Genomic DNA, 18,767 nt, shown 5'->3' with positions numbered 1-18,767 from the left:
CCCCGCCCCTCCCCCGACGTGAAAGCGACCGTCGTATCGTGCCCCGCTCCGCCCTGCCCGACCTCGCCACGCTGCGTGCACACTGGACACCCCGCCTGGTGCGCACCGAGGTGCTCGCCGGACTCGTCGTCGCGCTCGCCCTGATCCCCGAGGCCATCGCGTTCTCGATCATCGCCGGGGTGGACCCCCGGGTCGGCCTGTACGCCTCGTTCACGATGGCCGTGGTCATCGCGGTCTGCGGCGGGCGACCGGCGATGATCTCGGCCGCGACCGGTGCGATCGCGCTGGTCGTGGCCCCGCTCTCGCGGGAGTACGGCGTCGAGTACCTGTTCGCCGCGGTCGTGCTGGGCGGGGCGCTGCAGATCGCGCTGGCCGCCGCGGGCGTCGCGCGGCTGATGCGCTTCCTGCCACGCAGCGTGATGGTGGGCTTCGTCAACGCACTCGCGATCCTGATCTTCACCTCGCAGGTGCCCCAGCTGGTCGGCGTGCCCTGGGCGGTCTACCCGCTGGTCGCCATGGGCCTGGTGGTCATCGTCGGGCTGCCGCGGCTGACCCGCGTCGTCCCGGCACCGCTGGTCGCGATCGTCGGGCTGACCGTGGTCACGGTGACGGCCGCGGTCGCCGTGCCGACCGTCGGCGACCAGGGCGCGCTGCCGGACACGGTGCCGCTCCCGCACCTCCCCGCGGTGCCGCTGACGTGGGAGACGCTGCGGATCGTCGCGCCGTACGCGCTCGGCGTCGCCCTGGTCGGGCTGATCGAGTCGCTGATGACCGCGCGTCTGGTCGACGACATCACGCAGACCGGCTCGGACAAGACCCGTGAGTCGTGGGGCCAGGGCGTCGCGAACATCGTCACCGGCTTCACCGGCGGCATGGGCGGCTGCGCGATGATCGGCCAGACGATGATCAACGTGAAGGCGTCCGGGGCCCGGACCCGGCTGTCCACGTTCCTCGCGGGCTCGTTCCTGCTGGTCCTCGTGGTCGCACTCGGCGACGTCGTCGCGCTGATCCCGATGGCCGCCCTGGTCGCGGTGATGGTCATGGTGTCGGTCGGGACGTTCGACTGGCACAGCATCCGCCCGGCGACGCTGCGCCGGATGCCGCGCAGCGAGACGGCGGTGATGCTGACGACCGTCGTGGTCACCGTCGGCACCCACAACCTGGCCTTCGGCGTGGGCGCCGGCGTGCTCGTCGCCTCGGTGCTGTTCGCGAACCGGGTGTCACGGCTGGTCCGGGTGGACCGCACCGCCGACGACGACGGCGCGGTCGTCTACCGCGTCACCGGCCAGCTGTTCTTCGCCTCCAGCAGCGAGCTGAGCACGGCGTTCGCCCCCGACGGGGACCCGGCGGAGGTGACCGTCGACCTGTCCGGCGCGCACGTGTGGGACGCCTCGACCGTCGCTGTCCTCGACGACCTGCGGCGCCGCTACGCGCGGTCCGGTCGCACGCTCGTCGTCACCGGGATGAACGACGACAGCCGCGACCGCCACGAGCGGCTCGCCGGACACCTGGGCGGCGGGCACTGACCACCGGGGCCTAGGTGCGCTCGCGTGCCGCCAGCACCTCGGGGATCCGGTCCTCGATCCAGCCGACGAGGCCGGCGAGGTGGCCGGTCACGCCGTGGCCGAGCTCGGTGAGGCCGTAGCTGACCTGCGGCGGGGTGGTCGCGGCGACCTCGCGGTGCACGAAGCCGTCGCCCTCCAGGGTGCGCAGGGTCTGGGCCAGCATCTTCTCGCTGATCCCGCCGACGGCGCGGCGGAGCGCGGAGAACCGGTGGTCCTCGCGGGACAGGACGACGAGCACGAGGACCGCCCACTTCGACGTCACGTGGTCGAGGACCGACCGCGAGGGGCAGCTGCTGTCGAACGCGTCACCCGAGAACAGGCCCGTGGGCCGCTCCACCTGCGTGCTCACCGTCCACCCACCTACTTACCAGAAGGTACGTACTTACCGAACGTAAGTCTATCCGGCAGTGTCGCCACCGTCCACGACGAGATGGGGAGACAGCGATGATCATCGTGACCGGGGCGAGCGGGAAGCTGGGCGGCGCGGCCGTGCGGGCGCTGCTGGAGACCGTGCCGGCGGAGCGGGTGGGCGTCCTCGCCCGGTCCGCGGAGAAGGTGGCCGACCTGGCCGCGGCCGGGGTCCGGGTGCACGTCGGCGACTACGAGGACCCGGCCTCGCTGAAGGCGGCGTTCACCGGCGCCGACGGGCTGCTGTTCGTGTCCGGCTCCGACGTGACACCCGGGGTGCGCGAGCGCCAGCACGGCAACGTGGTCCGTGCCGCGGCCGAGGCGGGCGTCGGGCACGTCGTCTACACCAGCGCGATCGGCGCGGACCGGCCCGGCGCGCCCGCCTTCCTCGCCGACCACACCGTCACCGAGGAGCTGCTGCGCGACTCCGGGCTGCCGGTGACGCCGCTGCGCAACACCTTCTACTCGGACATGTTCGTCAACCCGGACGTGGTCGCCGCCGCGCTGGAGTCCGGCGGGACGGTCGCCGCGGACGGCGGCCGGGCGCTCAACACCGCCACGATCGCGGACCTGGCGCGGGCGGCCGCCGTCGTCGTGGCCGGGGGGCCGCAGGAGCACGCCGGGCGCGCCTACGAGCTGCGCGGACCGCTGTGGACCTACGACGAGCTGGCCGCGACGATCGCCGCGGAGTCCGGCCGTCCGGTGTCGCACCGCCGGGTACCGCTCGACCGGGCCCCGGCTCCGGCCTTCATCGGGGAGTTCGTCTCGTCGGGGATGTTCGCCGAGCCGTCGGAGGACCTCGCGACGCTGCTCGGCCGCCCGGCGACCGGGATGCCCGAGCTGGTCCGCGCCGCCCTGGCCTGAGCCGGGAACAGAACGCCCGGCGCCGCGGTTGTGGTTGACGTATCAACCGAACGGGCCGGAAGGAGGCCGCACCGATGAGGATCGACGCGCTGTCCTGGATGACCGGGACGGAAGCAGGGCCTGCCGACCGGTGGGAGCACGCCGGGTACCTCTTCGACTCCGGCGACCCCGCGGGGGCCGCGACGGTGCTCGCCGAGCTCGTCGCCGAGCAGCCCGAGGCCGCCGCGGTCCGGCTGCTGCTGGCCCGCGCGTACTACCACTCCGCGCAGCTCGGCCGGGCCGAGACCGAGCTCCGCGAGCTGGTGCGCCGCGAGCCGGCCGACGGGTACGCCCACCTGCTCCTCGGGCGCACCCTGCAGCGCCGTTCGCGCCACGACGAGGCCGCGCCGCACCTGCGGCTTGCCGAGGCGATGGGCGTCAGCGCCGGGTGACCGTGCTCGGCAGCGCCGGTTCCGACCGGCGCTGCCGGGGCACCACCACCGCGCCGGTGAGCCCGTCGACGACCGGGACGCGGTCCGCGAACAGCAGGTAGCCACCGCAGGTGAGGGTGGCGAACAGCCCCAGCTCGACCGCGGCGTGCAGCCCGTCGGAGAGCATCGCGATCATGCCGAGGTGCAGCCCGATCCCGGCGACGACGGCGACCGGCCGCAGCCGCGACGACCACAGCCCGAACGCGACGAACAGCTCGGTGAGCACCGCGCCGAACGCCATCGGCACCAGGAACACCGGAGTCAGCAGCGCCGCCGGGACCAGCACCGAGTCCCACGCCCAGGACGCCAGCCCGTTGCCGGACAGGAAGTCCGGACGGATCTTCGAGATCGCGGCGTAGAAGTAGACGATCGTGATCTGCGCCCGCAGCACCAGCACCGGCGCCGCCCACACCCGGTCGGCGCCGTGTCCGCGCCGGGACCGGAGCGACCAGGCCGCGTCGCAGTCGGAGAACGACAGCAGCACCGCCGCGGTGAACAGCAGGTAGGTGTGGTTGGAGTAGAAGCCCGCACCCCAGACGAAGCCGGCGGTGCACAGCCCGACCACCAGGGCCGCGGCCCGCGCGTTCCACCCCGCGACGACGGCGAGGGCCGCCAGCCCCATCACCGCGCCGAGCGCGAGCCAGACCGGGGCGGGCAGCACCGGGCCGACCCCGAACAGCGGCCCGGCCCGGGTCCCGAGCAGCGGGCTCGCGCCGAGCTCGACGGCCTTCAGCCCGGCGACGAGCCCGACCAGGATCCGGTACCCGGCCAGCGGACGTGCGGGGAGCGTGTCGGGGAGCCTCAGCACGGCTGCTCCCACTCCGGGGCGCCGTCCCGGGTCCGCGACACCGCGACGAGGTCCGGGGTCGCCGTGCACAGCAGCTGCGGGACCGTGGCTCCGTAGTGGACGGTCCGCTGCGGCCACGGGAGGGCCTCGGTGTCGAGGGCACGGGACGCGCCGTCGGCGGTCCGCCCGGTGTAGGCGTACTCCGTCGACGACGCGACGAACATACTCCAGGAGTAGCGGCGCGGCGGCTCGGTGGTGGCCAGGCCGATCGCGGGGATCGTGACCTCCAGGGCCACGACGCCCGCGAGCAGCCACCCCGCGGTCCTGCGTGTGAGAAGCGGCACGTCCACTCATCGCCCCGCAACGGTCCGGTGTTAGCCGGTCACTTTCCGTCGAGGGAGTAGATCCGGACCCAGTCCACCTCGTACGTCGCCGGCTGCATGTTGCCGCCGAAGAAGTTGTCGAGCTGGATCGTCAGGTGCCCGCTGGGCATGTCCTGGATGTTCTTGCGGCCGGGCCGGGCGCCGCCGGAGAAGGAGAACCACTCCTTGCCGTCGATGAAGCCCTTCACGTGGTCGGGCGTCCACTCGATGGCGACGTTGTGCCACTCGCTCAGCGGTGCGCCGCAGTCCTTCTCCTTGGCGTACTCCTGCTGGACCGCGCCGCGGCCGTGCGGGTAGTGGATGAACGCCTCGGCGCACTGCTCGCCGGGCGCGCCGTTCTCGAGGAAGTCGTACTCGCCGTCCTGGGGCCAGCGGTCCGACTGCGGCCAGATGATCAGCAGCGGGTGGTACTGCCTGCCGTTGTCCGGGCCGGTGGCCTCGGAGCGGACGCGGGCCTCCCAGCGGCCGTACTGCTGGTTGAACTTCGACGAGATCCACGCCGAGTCGCCGTTGCGCAGCCCGGTCTGGATCAGCTTGCCGTCCTTGACCGTGGACCGGCTGGCACAGCGGCCGCCGTTGCCCGCGTGACCGGGCCAGCACTCGCCCGCCTGGTTCCACTTCGCCGGGTCGGGCGGTCCGGTGTAGTCGAACTCGTCCGACGCCGGCAGCGGCGCGCCCCAGCCGTAGCGCTCGGCCGCGCTGGTGGCGCCGGGGCGGGGCGTGCTCTGGTCGGCCGGTCGGGCCGAGGGGTCGGCGGGCGCGGCGGGCGCGGCCGCGGGGTCGGTCGGCGTCTCGACGGGCGTGTCCGCGGGGTCGACGGGCTTCTCCTCCGGGTCGGTGGGCTTCCCGGGGGCGGCGGGCTCCGTCCCCGTGTCGGCGGGTCCCGTCCCGGCGTCGGCGGGCTTCGTCCCGGCATCGGCGGGTGCGGGCGCCGGGTCGGCCGGCGTCTCCCCAGTATCCGCCGGCTTCTCGGCAGGCCCACCCGGTGTCTCCGCGGGAGCGGCGGGCTCGTCCGCGGGAGCGGCGGGCTTCTCCGCGGGAGCAGCCGGCCCGACCGCGGGACCGCTGGGCTCGTCCGCGGGCGGCGCCGGGTCGGCGGGCCTCTCGGCGGGGGCGACCGGCGTCGTCGGTTCGTCCGCGGGGCCGGACGGCGCGTCGGCGGGCGTGTCGGCGGGCTTCGCGGCGTCGGCAGGCTTCGCACCGTCAGCGGGCTTCGCCCCGTCGGCAGGCTTCGCGGCGTCGGCAGGCCCCGTCGCGGACGGCGGGACCGGGCTCTCGGAACCGGACGACCCGGTGGCGGCCGGGCGGGCCGGTCCGGCGTCACCGGAGCCCTCGGCCCCGCGGACGGCGTCCGTCTCCGCGGGCCGAGCGGCCGCGGCGGCACCCGAGCCCCCGGCGGCCTCCGACGACGACCGCAGAGCGGAGTCGGTCGGGAACGCCGCGGCGCCCGACGGGGTGGTCGTCGGCCCGGCGAGCACGCTCGGTGCCTCCGGAACCGCGGCCTGCGCGACGGCGCCGGGCACCGTGGGTGCCGCCGCCGCGGACACGGCCGCACCGTCGGTGAGCGCCAGGACCCCTCCGGTGAACATGACAGCACTCACCGTCACCACCGCCGCCGCGCTCATCACCGTACGTCGTGCCAGTCCGCGCCTCATGGCTTCGTTCCCGTCCCCATCCGTGTCCGGCTTGTCCGATATCCACGACGCTAGAAGCACCCTGTGCACACCAGCCACACTCGCCACCCGTCGGTGGGGTGAGGTCACCCCGGAGGAGGTCACCCGAACCGGCGGGTCGGCGTGACGGGTGGGAACCGGGGGACGATCGGGACCAGCGGGACGGAGCGGCCGGCCCTCGTGTCACCCCGGCGCGCAACGCCCCAGGTCAGGACCGGGACGGGAGGGTCTCCGGCGCCCGCCACCAGACCAGCGCCGCGACCAGCGACAGCACCCCGGTCACCGCGAACGCCGGCCCGTACCCCCAGACCTCGGCGAGCGCGCCGGCCACCAGCGGGCCGGCGATCGCCCCGAGGTCGGCCGCCATCTGGAAGCCCGCCAGCACCGAGCCGCCGCGGGCGCGCTCCCCGATGACGTCGGCGACGGCCGCGTTGAGCGGCGGGTTCACCAGTCCGCTGCCGAGCCCCGCGACGAGCGAGAGCGCCAGGAACGCCCAGGGGTCGAGCACCCAGCCGAGGACGGCCGTCGACGCACCCGACACCGCGAGGCCGGCGATCAGCGGGGGCCTGCGACCGGAGCGGTCGGCGAGACGTCCGGCCAGCAGCAGGGTCGCCGCGTTCCCGGCCGCGAACACCGACAGCGCGATGCCACCGAACGCGTCCTCGCGCCCCAACGCCTCGACCACCACCAGCGGGACCAGCGCGATGCGGACGCCGAACACCGCCCAGCCGTTCGCGAAGTTCCCCACCAGCGACGCCCGGTAGGCACGGTGGCGCAGCGCGTCGCGGAACCTGGTGCGCGGCGGGGGCGCCTCGTCGACCGGGCCCTCCGGCCGGCGCAGCAGCGGCCCGCCCACGACGATCACCAGCACCAGCAGCGCCGCGTAGATCAGGAACGGGGCGCGGACGTCGATCGCGGCGAGGGTGCCGCCGAGCAGCGGCCCGGCGATGTTGCCGAGCAGGAACCCGGTCGCCCACAGGCTCGTCGCGCGGCCCCGCAGGTGTGGCGGGGACAGCCGCACGAGCAGCGACACCGCCGAGATCGTGAACATCGTCGACCCGACGCCCGCGACCAGGCGCAGCGCGATCAGCTGCCAGTACGCCGTCGCGAAGGCCAGACCGGCCGTCGTCACGGCGACGACGGCGAGTCCGGCCACGAACACCCGCAGCTCGCCGAACCGGCCGACGACCGTGCCGGACAGCGGGGCGAACACCAGCCGGGAGAAGGCGAACACGCTGATCACCGCGGCGGCCGCGGTCACCCCGACGTCGAACGAGCGCGCGAACGCCGGCAGCACCGGCGCGACCAGCCCGAACCCGATGGCGATCGCGAACGCCGACCCGACCAGAACGCCGATCTCGCGGGGCAGCGCCGTCGCACCCCGCACCGTGGGGGGCTCGGGCACCGGTGCGCCGGGTACGGCGGGGTCGCGGCCGTCGTGCTCGACCACGTGCTCCTCCGCTCCGATGTCCCGGCCGACGACCGTACGCCCGCCGGTCCCGGCGGCCGACGCCGGTGCGGGCACACGACGCTGCCGGGGACGGCGCCGTGGACACTGTCGTCGTGGACGACGATCCGATCGCCCGGCTGGAGCGGCTCGCCGGGCCGGAGGGGACGGCGCTGCTGGACCGGCTCGCCGTCGCCGACCGGGACGGTGACGCCGCGCTCCGGCTGGGGACCGCGCTGCGCCGCGAGCACGACGCCGGGCTGGTCGCCGACGCCATGGCCCAGGCCGGGCTGCGGGACCGGGCCGCCCGGAAGTTCGCACGGGCCGCGCGGATGTGGTTCACGCGCGACGGGCTGGAGCAGGCGTCGTCGGAGGTGATCGCGCGGCACCGCGCCGCCCGCTTCGCCGGGCGCGCGGTCGTCGACCTGTGCTGCGGCATCGGCGGCGACCTGGTCTCCCTGGTCGCGGCGGGCCACGACGTCACCGGCGTCGACCTGGATCCGGTGCACCTGTGGATGGCCGACCGCAACGCGGCCGTGCACGGCGGCTCGGCCCGGACGGTGCGGTGCGACGTGCGCGACGCCGACCTGTCCGGCGCCGACGGCGTGTTCGTCGACCCGGCCCGGCGCACCGGCGGCGGCCGGATGCGGACCGGCGAGTCCGAGCCGCCGCTGGACTGGTGCCTGGAGCTGGAGCGGCGGGTCGGCGCGGTCGGGATCAAGGCGGCACCGGGGATCGACCACGACACCGTCCCGCCGGACTGGGAGATCGAGTTCCTCGCGCTCGGGCGCGAGCTGAAGGAGGCCTGCGCCTGGTCCCCCGCGCTGGCCGGCGCCCGCACGCGCGCCACCGTCGTCGACGACGACGGTGTGCACGACCTGCACGGCGAGCCGGACCCGCCGGACGGGGACACCGGGATCGCGGTCGGCGAACCGGGCGCCTGGCTGCTCGACCCGAACCCGGCCGTCACCCGGGCCGGGCTGGTCTCCGCGCTGGCCCGGGCCACCGGCACCGCCCGGATCGACCCGCGGATCGCCTTCCTGACCGGCGACGACGAGCCCCCGGCCACGCCGTTCGCGCGACCGCTGCGGGTGCTCGACTCCCGCCCGTGGGACCAGAAGCGGCTGCCCCGGCTGCTGCGCGACCTCGACGTCGGCGCGGTGGACGTGCGGCGCCGCGGCCTGGCCGGTGACGTCGAGGCGATCGCCCGGAAGCTGCGCGGCCGCGGGTCGCGGCACGCCACCGTGGTGATGACCCGGGTCGACGACCGGCCGTGGGGCCTGGTCTGCGTGGACCCCCGCTAGGCGAAGCCCCGCCGGAGCACCTCGGCCAGCGTGCCGAACCGGGCCCGGTGGTCGGCCAGCACGACGTCGCGCTCCTCGCCGGCCAGCAGCCGTCGCGCGGTCCCGGCGAGGACCGCCGCGTAGCCGCCGACGAACAGCGCGGCGAGCAGGTCGCCGTCGCCGTCGAACGTCCCGTCCGCGGCGATCTCGGCGGCGAGGACACCCTCCAGCTCGGTGCCGATCTCGCGCGCCCGGGCCAGCAGCGACGGCGACGTCGCGACCGCCCGGTAGAAGGGCAGCGAGCGCGGGTCGGTGCCCGCCAGCGGGTGCCCGGCCTCGACCAGGTCGTCGACGGCGCGCCGCAGGCCGGCCGGCACGTCGTCGCCCCCGGGCCGGTCGCGGACCGCCGCGCGCAGCAGCTCGGCCGCCTCGTCGGTGCGGTCGAGGAACAGGTCCTCCTTGCGCGGGAAGTGGTTGTAGACGGTCACGCTCGAGACCCCGGCCTCCCGCGCGACCTCGGCGACGGTCACCGCGTCGAACCCGCGCTCGTGGAACAACCGGCCCGCGACCTCCGCGATCCGCGCACGTGTCCGCGGCCCGCCGCGCGGTCCCGTCCTGGGCATCCCGACCACCTCTCTTGACCGACTAAATTTAGTCAGTTAACTTACTCGTCGTGGGCCACGCCGACCCACCACCATCGGAGGGAGGAACCCACCGTGCACGAGCCCACGTCCACCGCGTCCCCCGGGTCGCTCCGGGCGGCCTGGCCCGCCCTGACCGGCCTGTCCGCCGTCTTCCTGTTCGAGATGCTGGACAACTCCGTCCTGAACGTCGCGCTGCCGACGATCGGGCGCGACCTGCACGCCTCGGCCACCGACCTGCAGTGGGTCACCGGCGCCTACTCCGTGGTCTTCGGCGGGCTGATGCTCGCCCTCGGCGCGCTCTCGGACCGGGTCGGCCGGCGTCGCGTCATGCTCGTCGGCCTGGTCCTGCTCGCCACGTCGAGCCTCGCGACCGCGTTCGTCACCACCGCGGGCGAGCTGATCGCCGTCCGGGTGGCGACGGGCGTCGCCGCCGCGATGACCACCCCCGGCTCGATGGCGCTGGCCTTCCGCCTGTTCCGCGACGACGACCTGCGCGTCCGCGCGATCAACCTCATCTCGACCGTCGGGATCGTCGGCCTCGCGATCGGCCCGACGGTCGGCGGGCTCGTCCTGGCGGTCGCCCCGTGGCAGGTGCTGCTGCTGGTCAACGTGCCGATCGCGCTGCTGGCGATCGTCGGGATCGGGCGCGGCATCGCCGCCGACGACCCGGCGTCGCTGCACCGGGTGCCGCTCGACCTCGCCGGCGCCGCCCTGGGCACGACGACGATCGTGTCCGCGCTGCTCACCCCCACCCTGTTCGTCGAGCACGGCTCCGGCTCGGCGCTGCCGTGGGCCGCGGGCGTCGTCGCCGTCCTCGCCGCGGTGCTGTTCGTGCTGCGCGAGCGCACCGCCCGCCACCCGCTGCTCGACCTGGCGCTCGTCGCCCATCCGCTGGTGTCGAGCGGGCTGGCCTTCAAGGCCGCGGCCGGCCTGGCGATCGCCGGGCTCGGCTACCTGGTGACCCTGCAGCTGCAGCTCGACCTGGGGTGGAGCCCCGCGGCGGCCTCGCTCGGGATGCTGCCGCAGGTGGTCGTCCTGCTCGCGGGCGGCGCGCTGGTCACCCCGTTCGTGCGGCGGTTCGGGTTCACCCGGGCCTCGTGGGTGGGCGCGGTCGCGATCGTCGCCGGGCTGGCCGTCTACACCGGTCTCGGCACCCTCGGCTACCCCGGGATCGCCGCCGCGCTCGCCCTCACCGCGGCCGGGCTGCGGGTGGTCGGCGTCGTCGCCGCCACCAACGTGCTGCGGGGCCTCCCCGAGGAACGCACCACGATCGGCGTCGCGCTGGTCGACACCGCCTCCGAGATCACCTCCGGGATCGGGGTCGCCGTCGCCGGGACCGCGCTGGCCGCGCTGTTCACCGGGCCGCTCGCCGCCGCGGGCTGGAGCCCGGAGCAGACCGGGCAGTTCCGGACCGGGACCGTCGTCGCCGGGGCGGCGCTCACCGTGCTCGCGGCCGCCCTGGTCGGCTGGGGCGTGCTCCGCGCCCGCCGGGCCGCCGTGGCCCCGGCACCGGTCGCCTAACCGCGGCCGGGGAAGTGGATGAACTCCAGCGCGATGCCGTCCGGGTCGCGGAACTCCAGCGTCGCGTAGCCGGTCGGGTCGGTCCGGTCGACGACGCCGCCGTGCGGCACCGTGAGGCTGTCCAGCCAGGCGGCCCAGGCGTCGAGGGTCGCGCGGTCGGCGACGCCGAACGCCAGGTGGTCGAGCGCGCCGCGGGGCCCGCCGCCGTCGCCGTCGGCCGGGGCGTGCAGCTCGATCATCACCCCGGTCACGACGTCGAGGAGCAGCGCCGCCTTCTCCGACGAGCCGTCGGCGGCGTCGTGGTGCGGGAAGGTCATCGGCAGCCGTTGCAGCCCGAGGACACGCTGGTACCAGAGCGCACTGGACTCCACGTCGGTCACGGCCGCCGACACGTGGTGGAAGCCGGTGACCGCCGGTCGTTCGATGGCCGAGCCCATGGGCGTCCTTCTCGTCGCCGGCCGCCCGCGGGGCGGCCGGTCCTCCCTCTCGTCGCGGAGCAGTACACCACCGGCGGACCTCCCGGGGGCGGACGACGTCCGCCGGAATGATCGACCGTGCGCGCACCGGTACGTCCGGCGCGGTCGGCGCACCGCGTTGCCCGGCCCGGCCGCGCGTGCCACCGTCGTGCCCGTGACGACGATCGCCGAAGTGCCGGAGTCGATGCGGTGCAGCGTGCTGCGTGCCGCCGGTGAGCTGGAGGTGCAGCAGCGACCGGTCCCCCGGCCCGGCCCCCGGGAGGTGCTGGTGCGGGTGGCGGCGGTCGGCACCTGCGGCTCCGACGTGCACTACTTCCGGCACGGCCGGATCGGCGACTTCGTGCTGCGCGAGCCGATGGTGCTCGGGCACGAGCCGTCCGGGCGGATCGTCGGCGTCGGGGAGGGCGTCGACGCGGGGCGGATCGGCGAGCGCGTCTCGCTGGAGCCGGGCGTGCCCTGCCGCCGCTGCCGGTACTGCCACACCGGCGCCTACAACCTGTGCCCGGACATGGTGTTCTTCGCGACCCCGCCGGTCGACGGCGCGTTCGCCGAGTACGTGACGATCGCCGACGACTTCGCCCACCCCGTCCCCGAGCACGTCTCCGACGACGCCGCCGCGCTGCTCGAACCGCTGTCGGTCGCGCTGTGGGCGAACCACAGGGCGGGCACCGGGGTCGGGTCGCGGGTGCTCGTCGCCGGGGCGGGGCCGATCGGGCTGCTCGTCGCGCAGGTGGCGGCGGTGCAGGGCGCCGCCGAGGTCGTCGTCAGCGACCCGGACCCGGCGCGCGCCGCACTGGCCCGCGAGTTCGGCGCGACCGACGTCGTCGCACCGGGCGCCGACGTGTCCCGTGTGGACGCCTTCGTCGACTGCTCCGGGGTGCCGGCCGCGGTGCTGGGCGGGCTGCCCGCGGTCCGGCCGGGCGGCGCCGCGGTGCTCGTCGGGATGGGTGCCGACGAGATGACGCTGCCGGTGTCGATGCTGCAGTCGCGCGAGATCACCCTGACCGGCACCTTCCGCTACGCCAACACCTGGCCCACGGCGGTGCGCCTGGCCGCGTCGGGCGCGGTGGACCTGGACCGGCTGGTGACCGGGCACGTCGACCTCGACCACGTCGGCGACGCCCTGTCCCCCGACGCGTCGCAGGTCAAGGTGGTCGTCCGGCCGTGAGGACGGTCGCGGACCGGGACTGGACCGACACGGTCGCCCGGCTCGTGCACGCCGCCCCCGCCGGGCCCGCCGGGAACCGCCTGGTCACCGTGGACGGGTTCTCCGGGGCCGGGAAGTCCACCCGGGCCCGTGAGCTCGCCGACCGGCTCGGGGCCCCGCTGCTCGAGATCGAGGACCTGTGCCCCGGCTGGGACGGGCTGCCCCGGGTCCCGGCGCTGGCCCGGCGCGGGATCGGTGACCCGCTGGCGGCCGGTACGACGCTGCGCTGGACGTCGTGGGACTGGGTGCACGACCGGCCGGGACCGGAACGCACGCTGGCGCCGGCGACCGTCGTCGTACTGGAGGGGTGCGGGAGCGGCGCGGCCGCACTGGCGCCGGTGACCTCGCTGGCGATCTGGGTGGAGGCGTCGGCGGACGAGCGGGAGCGGCGGCTGCACCGACGGGCGGACTGGCCGGGCTACGCCCCGTACCGCGACGGCTGGCGGCGCGCCGAACAGGAGCTGGCCCGCTCCGGTGGCGCACCGGAACGGGCCGATCTCGTGCTGAACGACTGAGGGCCCGGCACCACCCCCCACGAGGGTGCCGGGCCCCGCCGGGTCCTCCGTCAGGGAGTCGCGCGGCGCAGCACCAGGTACCCGGCCCCCGCCGCGACCGCGGCGAGGATCAGCGGATAGCCGGCGAGCAGCGCCAGCGTCGGCGTCTCGACGAAGAACCGGCCGAACGCCCCCCAGGCGTCCTGCCAGGTCAGGAGCATCACCCCGGCCGCGACCACCAGCACGGGCACCAGGACAGCGGCCCAGATCCCGAGCTGTCCCCAGCGCCGGAACACCGCGCCGAAGAGCACGAACACCAGCGAGAGCGTCAGCAGCGGCACCCAGTACGCCAGCACCTGGGCGACCGGGTTCGACTGGCCCATGAAGCCCATCTCGAAGAACTCGACCCGCAGGCCCCAGCCGTCGGTGGCCCGCTCGACGGCCAGCAGCACGCTGAGCCCGATCGCGCTGACCAGGGTCTCGGCGGCCACCAGCAGGACGGTGCCGAGGTAGAAGTGCCGTCGCGTGATGCCCAGGCTCAGCGCGAACGGCATCACCTGGGTCATCAGCGCGAGGTAGGTGCTGGCCAGGATGAAGAAGAACGAGGTCAGCGCGCCGGTGTAGCCGGTCGGCTCGTCGCCGCCGTTGCTGCGCACCACCCACCACACGGTCTGGTGCAGCACGAAGACGACCCCGAGGATCAGCCAGGCCATCCCGAACCGGCGGCCCCAGTTGACCGTGCCCATCCGGATCGCGGCGCGCACCCGGGCGGGCGCGGCATCGACCGGGCTGCGGTCGGCGGTGACGGCGGTCATGACAGGACCTCCTCGGCGACGCCGGCGCCCGGCGCCGCGCTGTGCTGGGTCGTACGGACGACGAGCTGCTGCAGCGAGACCGGCTCGAACTGCAGGTTCGGCTCGGTGGGGCCGGTGCGGGTCGGCGCGACCCCGGAGAGGGTGACGCGCAGGAAGCCGCCGAGGCGCTCCCGGTGCAGCTCGGTGTGGCCGCGGGCGAACCGCTCGACCGACTCGGCGGGCCCGGAGACGGTGACGGCCCGGCCGCGCAGTGCCTCGGCCTCCTCGTCGATGAGCACCCGACCCCGGTCGATCAGGACGACGTGCTCGATCAGGTCGGAGACCTCGTCGATCAGGTGCGTCGAGAGCACGACGGTGCGCGGGTGCTCGGCGAAGTCGGCGAGCAGGTGGTCGTAGAACATCTGCCGGGCGACGGCGTCGAGGCCCAGGTAGGGCTCGTCGAAGAAGGTCAGCGGGGCCCGCGAGGCCAGTCCGATGATCACCCCGACCGCGGACTGCTGGCCGCGGGAGAGCTTCTTGCAGATCCGGGTGAGCGGCAGCCCGAACTCCCCGACGAGCCGGTCGGCGAAGGCCTGGTCCCACTGCGGGTACACGCTCGCGGCGGCCCGGAGCGCGTGGTGGACCCGGTACTCGTCCGGGTACTTCAGCGACTCGCGGATGAAGCAGGTACGGGCGAGCACCCGGGCGTTCTCGTAGGGCTGCTCGCCGAAGATCTCGGCGCGCCCGGAGGTCGCGAAGTTCTGTGCGGTGAGGATCTGCATCGCGGTGGTCTTGCCGGCGCCGTTGCGGCCGAGCAGCCCGTGGATGCGGTTCTCCTCCAGCGCGAACGTCACGTCGTCGAGCGCGGTCACGTCGCCGTAGCGCTTCGTGACGCCGTGCATGGCGATCACGTCGGTGCTCATCGGTCGTCCCCCCAGACGTCGATCATCTTCTTGAGCTGCTCGGGGTCGATGCCGAGCTTGCGGGCCTCGGTGACCAGCGGAGCGATGTACTGCCGGGCGAAGTCCTCGCGACGGCTCTCCAGCAGCCGGGACCGTGCCCCCTCGGCGACGAACATGCCGATCCCCCGTCTCTTGTAGAGCACGCCCTGCGCGACCAGCTGGTTGAGACCCTTCGCCGCGGTGGCCGGGTTGATCCGGTGGAAGGCGGCGAGCTCGTTGCTGGACGGCACCGGGGTCTCCTCCGGATAGGTCCCGTCCACCACGGCGGACGCGATGTCCTCCGCGATCTGCGCGAACAGCGGGCGTCCGTCGTCGATCACGGCGACCTCCCGGTGCCGTAGTGCAGTGGTTCATTACTCATGTAATGAACCATAGCGGCGACGAACCGATCCGTCCAGGGGCCTACTATTTCCGTTCCAAGTTATATAAGCTCGGAGTTGTGGAAGCGTTCGACGTGCTGGGCGACCCCGTCCGGCGGCGCATCCTGGAGCTCCTCGCCGGCGGCGAGCGGACGGCAGGGCGGGTGACCGAGGTCGTCCGCACCGAGTTCGGGATCTCGCAGCCGGCCGTCTCCCGGCACCTGCGTGTGCTGCGGGACAACGGGTTCGCCACCGTCCGCGCGGAGGGGACCCGGCGGCTCTACGCGGTCGACCCGTCCGGGCCTGCTGCGGCCGAGCAGTGGCTGGCCGGGCTGCGCGGCTTCTGGGCGCAACGGTTCGACGCGCTCGACACCGAACTGGCCCGTGGATCGCGGAGGAACCCGTGACCGATACCGGAGGCCGTGCCGGGGAGGTGGTCCGCGGCACCGACGGGCGTGCCGTGCTGCGGTTCCGCCGCGTCCACGACGAACCCGTCGCCGACGTCTGGTCGGCAGTCACCGACCCGGACCGCTGCGCGCGGTGGTTCGGGCGGTGGAGCGGCGACGGGCGACCCGGCGGCACCGTCGAGCTCGTCCTGACCAGCGACGAGGACGGCGGCGGCGCCCCGTCCACCGTGCTCGTCCGGGACTGCGATCCCCCGCACCGGCTGGTCGTCGACATCCGGGAGGGCGACGGCGAGCCGTGGGAGCTGTCGGTGACGCTCACCCCGGAGGGCGGGGGCACCGTGCTCGTGTTCGAGCAGGTACTGCCCGACGGGTTCTCCCCGGCCGACGCCGGCCCGGGCTGGCACTGGTACCTCGACCGGCTCGCCGCGGTTCTGGCCGGGGCGCCGATGCCGGACTGGGAGGCGACCCTCGCGGCGACGTCGCCGTACTACCGCAGCTGAATTCGGTGCACACCGAAACGTCGGGCGCCTAGCGTCGCCTCCCGTGACGGGAACAGGGATGCGGGTCGCCGCGGCGGCCGGGGTGACCGTGCTGGCGTGGGCGTCGGCGTTCGTGGCGATCCGGGCGGTCGGCCCCGCGTTCGGCGCCGGCGCGCTCGCGCTCGGACGACTGGTGGTCGGCGGGGCGGCGCTCACGCTCGCGGTGCTGGCGTCGCGGTCCTGGGTCCGGCCGACCGCGCGGGAGTGGCTGCTGATGGTGGTGTGCGGGGTGAGCTGGTTCGCGGTGTACAACGTCGCGCTCAACGCGGCGGAGGAACGTCTCGACGCCGGGACCGCGGCGATGCTGGTGAACGTCGGACCGATCCTCATCGCGCTGTCCGCCGGCGTCGTGCTGCGGGAGGGCTTCCCGCGCCCGCTGCTCGCGGGCGCCGGGATCGGGTTCGCCGGCGCGGTGCTGATCGGGTTCGCCACATCGGGCGCCGGTCCGGCCGGCGCCGGGGGTCCCGTGGGCGCGCTGCTGTGCCTCCTGGCCGCCGCGACCTGGACGATCGGGGTACTCACCCAGAAGCCCGTGCTCCGGCGCCTGCCCGCGGTGCAGGTCACCCAGGTCTCCTGCGTGGTCGGCGCGATCGCCACCCTGCCGTGGGCCGGGGACCTGGCCGACGCCCTCGGCACGGCGTCCGGACCGGAGGTCGCCGGGATGGTCTACCTCGGGCTGGTGCCGACAGCGCTCGCGTTCGGGACCTGGGCGTACGCCCTGTCGCGGACCGACGCGGGGCGGCTCGGCGTCACCACCTACCTCGTCCCGACGCTGGTGGTCCTCATGGCGTGGCCGGTGCTCGGGGAGCTGCCGACGCCGCTGGCGCTGCTCGGCGGGGTGCTCGCGCTGACAGGGGTGGCGCTGTCCCGCCACCGGGGGCGACCGGTGCGGGAGAGCCGGGTCGCGGCGGGCGGGGTGCCGGGGTCCGGCGGGGACCGGGGCACTCGGTGACCGGCGGTCCCGGCACGGGCGGCGTCCGCGGTTCCGGGGGCCCGATCGACCCGGCCGCCCTCGCCGCCCGGGCCGCGCTGCTCGCGGACCGGACCCGGGCCGCGTTCTGCCTCGCGCTGATCGACGGTCGCGCCTGGACCGCGGGCGAGCTGGCCCGGCACGCCGGCGTCGCCCCGTCGACGGCGTCGGCCCATCTGGACCGACTGGTCGACGCGGGCCTGCTCGTCGCCGAACGGCAGGGCCGGCACCGCTATCTGCGACTCGGCGGACCGGACGTCGCACGCACGATCGAGACGCTCGCCGCGGGCACCGCGCCCGCCCCGGCGGCCCCGACGCTGCGGGCCTCGCGCGCCGCGGCCAGGCTCGCCACCGCCCGGACCTGCTACGACCACCTTGCGGGCACCCTGGGTGTCGCGCTCTTCGACGGGCTCGTCGCCGACGACCTGCTCGCGACCGGCGACGGCCTCGCCCTCACACCCGCCGGGCGGCTGTGGTTCGCCGGGATCGCCGGACCGGATGCGCTCACCCGCCGCGGCCGCCCGGTGGTGCGGGCGTGCCTGGACTGGACCGAACGCCGCCACCACCTCGCGGGGACGGCGGGCGCGGTGCTGTACCGGGCCCTGTTCGACCGCGGCTGGGTCGAGCGCGGCCGCGACCGGCGGTCCGTGCGCCTCACGGCGTCGGGTCGCACCGCGCTCCCGGCGCTGGTCGGGGTGGCGCTGCCGGACTGACGGCAGCGGAGACCCACCGGGGCGACGGCCACCGAACGAGATCACCGCTCTTCGATCAGCTCAGCGCTCGGGGAACAGACCGATGCTCTACCGTGGCCGTGTGAACGCCTCCCGCACCGCCCGTGAGCGGGCCCGCGCCGAGCTCGTCGCCGAGATCACCGCGGCGGCCCGGCGGCAGCTGGCCGAGACCGGCGCGGCCGCGCTGTCCATGCGTGCGGTGTCCCGCGAGATCGGGATGGTGTCCTCGGCGCTGCACCGCTACTTCCCCACCCGCGACGACCTGCTCACCGCCCTGATCGTGCAGAGCTACGACGGGCTCGCCGACGCCCTCGCCGCGGCCGATCCCGGCACCGACCCGGCGGAGCACTGGCGGGCCGTCGCGCACGCCGTGCGCGGCTGGGCGCTGGCCCGTCCGCACGAGTACGCGTTGATCTACGGCTCCCCCGTGCCCGGCTACCGCGCGCCGACCGACACCGTCCCGGCCGCGGCACGCGTCCTGGAGCCGCTCGCCCGCGCCCTGGGCGCCGCGCACGCCGCGGGCACCCTCCCCGAGGCGCCCGACCCGGACCCCGCGCTCGCCGCCGACGCCGCCCGCGTCCGCGCCGCGCTGGACCTCCCGGACCTGTCCGACGGGGCCGTGCTCGCCGCCCTCACCGCGTGGACCGGCCTGTTCGGACACCTCTCCTTCGAGCTGTTCGGCCAGTTCGACAACGCCGTCGACGCCCGCGACGCCCTGTTCGCCGGCACCGTCGAGCGCCTCGGCCGGGTCGCGGGCCTGGTCCGCTGACCCCCGTGAACGGG

At 75.2% G+C, this 18,767-nt stretch carries 22 protein-coding genes; 12 read left to right on the top strand and 10 right to left on the bottom strand.

Going from position 1 to position 18,767, the window contains the following annotated elements:
• Window positions 1-38: 38 nt before the first annotated feature.
• Window positions 39-1,526: a SulP family inorganic anion transporter gene (locus KPL57_RS35960; RefSeq protein WP_226355004.1), complete on the top strand. Its 1,488-nt coding sequence runs from the start codon at window positions 39-41 to the stop codon at window positions 1,524-1,526.
• 10 nt (window positions 1,527-1,536) lie between these two features.
• Here KPL57_RS35960 and KPL57_RS35955 read toward each other — a convergent pair whose 3' ends face one another.
• Window positions 1,537-1,914 carry a helix-turn-helix domain-containing protein gene (locus KPL57_RS35955; RefSeq protein ID WP_226355003.1) on the bottom strand — a complete coding sequence of 126 codons (378 nt, stop codon included), beginning with the start codon at window positions 1,912-1,914 and terminating at the stop codon, window positions 1,537-1,539.
• Window positions 1,915-2,009: 95 nt separating this feature from the next.
• Between KPL57_RS35955 and KPL57_RS35950 the strand changes: the two genes are divergently transcribed.
• On the top strand, window positions 2,010-2,837 hold the full coding sequence (locus KPL57_RS35950; RefSeq protein WP_226355002.1) for an NmrA family NAD(P)-binding protein: 828 nt from the start codon (window positions 2,010-2,012) through the stop codon (window positions 2,835-2,837).
• Window positions 2,838-2,911: 74 nt separating this feature from the next.
• Window positions 2,912-3,268 carry a tetratricopeptide repeat protein gene (locus KPL57_RS35945; RefSeq protein WP_224403647.1) on the top strand — a complete coding sequence of 119 codons (357 nt, stop codon included), beginning with the start codon at window positions 2,912-2,914 and terminating at the stop codon, window positions 3,266-3,268.
• On the opposite strand, the gene KPL57_RS35940 is transcribed toward KPL57_RS35945, so the two are convergent.
• From KPL57_RS35940 to KPL57_RS35925, 4 genes are all read right to left on the bottom strand, one after another.
• Window positions 3,255-4,115, bottom strand: a complete 861-nt coding sequence (locus tag KPL57_RS35940) for an HTTM domain-containing protein (RefSeq protein WP_226355001.1) — start codon at window positions 4,113-4,115, stop codon at window positions 3,255-3,257. The two genes, KPL57_RS35945 and KPL57_RS35940, sit on opposite strands and share 14 nt — an antisense overlap.
• Window positions 4,109-4,438 (bottom strand): hypothetical protein, encoded by a 330-nt coding sequence (locus KPL57_RS35935; protein WP_226355000.1) that lies wholly within the window; start codon window positions 4,436-4,438, stop codon window positions 4,109-4,111. Before KPL57_RS35935 ends, KPL57_RS35940 begins: the two co-directional genes overlap by 7 nt.
• A 38-nt stretch (window positions 4,439-4,476) precedes the next feature.
• Entirely contained in the window at window positions 4,477-6,066 is a 1,590-nt protein-coding gene (locus KPL57_RS35930) for a family 16 glycosylhydrolase (RefSeq protein WP_226354999.1), read from the bottom strand.
• A 292-nt stretch (window positions 6,067-6,358) separates the two neighbouring features.
• On the bottom strand, window positions 6,359-7,675 hold the full coding sequence (locus KPL57_RS35925) for an MFS transporter (protein WP_308253069.1): 1,317 nt from the start codon (window positions 7,673-7,675) through the stop codon (window positions 6,359-6,361).
• 38 nt (window positions 7,676-7,713) lie between these two features.
• Between KPL57_RS35925 and KPL57_RS35920 the strand changes: the two genes are divergently transcribed.
• Entirely contained in the window at window positions 7,714-8,901 is a 1,188-nt protein-coding gene (locus KPL57_RS35920) for a class I SAM-dependent methyltransferase (protein WP_226354998.1), read from the top strand.
• Here KPL57_RS35920 and KPL57_RS35915 read toward each other — a convergent pair.
• Window positions 8,898-9,503 (bottom strand): TetR/AcrR family transcriptional regulator, encoded by a 606-nt coding sequence (locus KPL57_RS35915; protein WP_226354997.1) that lies wholly within the window; start codon window positions 9,501-9,503, stop codon window positions 8,898-8,900. The two genes, KPL57_RS35920 and KPL57_RS35915, sit on opposite strands and share 4 nt — an antisense overlap.
• A 93-nt stretch (window positions 9,504-9,596) precedes the next feature.
• On the opposite strand from KPL57_RS35915, the gene KPL57_RS35910 reads away from it, so the two are divergent.
• On the top strand, window positions 9,597-11,045 hold the full coding sequence (locus tag KPL57_RS35910) for an MFS transporter (protein WP_226354996.1): 1,449 nt from the start codon (window positions 9,597-9,599) through the stop codon (window positions 11,043-11,045).
• On the opposite strand, the gene KPL57_RS35905 is transcribed toward KPL57_RS35910, so the two are convergent.
• Window positions 11,042-11,482, bottom strand: a complete 441-nt coding sequence (locus KPL57_RS35905; RefSeq protein ID WP_062399945.1) for a VOC family protein — start codon at window positions 11,480-11,482, stop codon at window positions 11,042-11,044. The two genes, KPL57_RS35910 and KPL57_RS35905, sit on opposite strands and share 4 nt — an antisense overlap.
• 193 nt (window positions 11,483-11,675) lie before the next feature.
• Here KPL57_RS35905 and KPL57_RS35900 point away from each other — a divergent pair, with 193 nt between their 5' ends.
• Entirely contained in the window at window positions 11,676-12,689 is a 1,014-nt protein-coding gene (locus KPL57_RS35900) for an NAD(P)-dependent alcohol dehydrogenase (protein ID WP_226354995.1), read from the top strand.
• Entirely contained in the window at window positions 12,686-13,243 is a 558-nt protein-coding gene (locus tag KPL57_RS35895; RefSeq protein WP_226354994.1) for a hypothetical protein, read from the top strand. The genes KPL57_RS35900 and KPL57_RS35895 overlap by 4 nt, the downstream gene beginning before the upstream one ends.
• A gap of 50 nt (window positions 13,244-13,293) precedes the next feature.
• On the opposite strand, the gene KPL57_RS35890 is transcribed toward KPL57_RS35895, so the two are convergent.
• The 3 genes from KPL57_RS35890 to KPL57_RS35880 are packed head-to-tail and all read right to left on the bottom strand — an operon-like array spanning window position 13,294 to window position 15,295.
• Window positions 13,294-14,037, bottom strand: coding sequence for a hypothetical protein (locus KPL57_RS35890; RefSeq protein WP_226354993.1), 744 nt, complete (start codon window positions 14,035-14,037; stop codon window positions 13,294-13,296).
• Complete coding sequence (locus KPL57_RS35885) at window positions 14,034-14,939, bottom strand: ABC transporter ATP-binding protein (RefSeq protein WP_226354992.1); 906 nt, start codon at window positions 14,937-14,939, stop codon at window positions 14,034-14,036. The genes KPL57_RS35890 and KPL57_RS35885 overlap by 4 nt, the downstream gene beginning before the upstream one ends.
• Window positions 14,936-15,295 (bottom strand): GntR family transcriptional regulator, encoded by a 360-nt coding sequence (locus KPL57_RS35880; RefSeq protein ID WP_226356630.1) that lies wholly within the window; start codon window positions 15,293-15,295, stop codon window positions 14,936-14,938. The genes KPL57_RS35885 and KPL57_RS35880 overlap by 4 nt, the downstream gene beginning before the upstream one ends.
• A gap of 122 nt (window positions 15,296-15,417) precedes the next feature.
• On the opposite strand from KPL57_RS35880, the gene KPL57_RS35875 reads away from it, so the two are divergent.
• The 5 genes from KPL57_RS35875 to KPL57_RS35855 all read left to right on the top strand — a co-directional run bounded on the left by KPL57_RS35875 (window position 15,418) and on the right by KPL57_RS35855 (window position 18,753).
• The gene (locus tag KPL57_RS35875; protein WP_226354991.1) at window positions 15,418-15,744 is read left to right on the top strand and encodes a helix-turn-helix transcriptional regulator; all 327 of its coding nucleotides are present in this window, start codon (window positions 15,418-15,420) and stop codon (window positions 15,742-15,744) included.
• Window positions 15,741-16,244 carry an SRPBCC family protein gene (locus tag KPL57_RS35870; protein WP_226354990.1) on the top strand — a complete coding sequence of 168 codons (504 nt, stop codon included), beginning with the start codon at window positions 15,741-15,743 and terminating at the stop codon, window positions 16,242-16,244. The genes KPL57_RS35875 and KPL57_RS35870 overlap by 4 nt, the downstream gene beginning before the upstream one ends.
• Window positions 16,245-16,287: 43 nt before the next feature.
• On the top strand, window positions 16,288-17,235 hold the full coding sequence (locus tag KPL57_RS35865) for a DMT family transporter (protein ID WP_226354989.1): 948 nt from the start codon (window positions 16,288-16,290) through the stop codon (window positions 17,233-17,235).
• Window positions 17,232-17,966, top strand: a complete 735-nt coding sequence (locus tag KPL57_RS35860; RefSeq protein ID WP_226354988.1) for a helix-turn-helix transcriptional regulator — start codon at window positions 17,232-17,234, stop codon at window positions 17,964-17,966. Before KPL57_RS35865 ends, KPL57_RS35860 begins: the two co-directional genes overlap by 4 nt.
• 100 nt (window positions 17,967-18,066) lie before the next feature.
• Entirely contained in the window at window positions 18,067-18,753 is a 687-nt protein-coding gene (locus tag KPL57_RS35855; RefSeq protein WP_226354987.1) for a TetR/AcrR family transcriptional regulator, read from the top strand.
• Window positions 18,754-18,767 lie beyond the last annotated feature (14 nt).

The organism is Pseudonocardia sp. ICBG601 (assembly GCF_020496245.1).
The sequence above is the reverse complement of the archived record's forward strand: the minus strand, read 5'-3'. Positions and strand labels throughout refer to the sequence as shown.

Bases quoted from the DNA above. Each gene is read 5' to 3' on its own strand.
- KPL57_RS35950 (WP_226355002.1), top strand. From the start codon at position 2,010: ATGATCATCGTGACCGGGGCGAGCGGGAAGCTGGGCGGCGCGGCCGTG.
- KPL57_RS35945 (WP_224403647.1), top strand. From the start codon at position 2,912: ATGAGGATCGACGCGCTGTCCTGGATGACCGGGACGGAAGCAGGGCCT.
- KPL57_RS35930 (WP_226354999.1), bottom strand. From the start codon at position 6,066: ATGTTCACCGGAGGGGTCCTGGCGCTCACCGACGGTGCGGCCGTGTCC.
- KPL57_RS35915 (WP_226354997.1), bottom strand. From the start codon at position 9,503: ATGCCCAGGACGGGACCGCGCGGCGGGCCGCGGACACGTGCGCGGATC.
- KPL57_RS35905 (WP_062399945.1), bottom strand. From the start codon at position 11,482: ATGGGCTCGGCCATCGAACGACCGGCGGTCACCGGCTTCCACCACGTG.
- KPL57_RS35890 (WP_226354993.1), bottom strand. From the start codon at position 14,037: ATGACCGCCGTCACCGCCGACCGCAGCCCGGTCGATGCCGCGCCCGCC.
- KPL57_RS35885 (WP_226354992.1), bottom strand. From the start codon at position 14,939: ATGAGCACCGACGTGATCGCCATGCACGGCGTCACGAAGCGCTACGGC.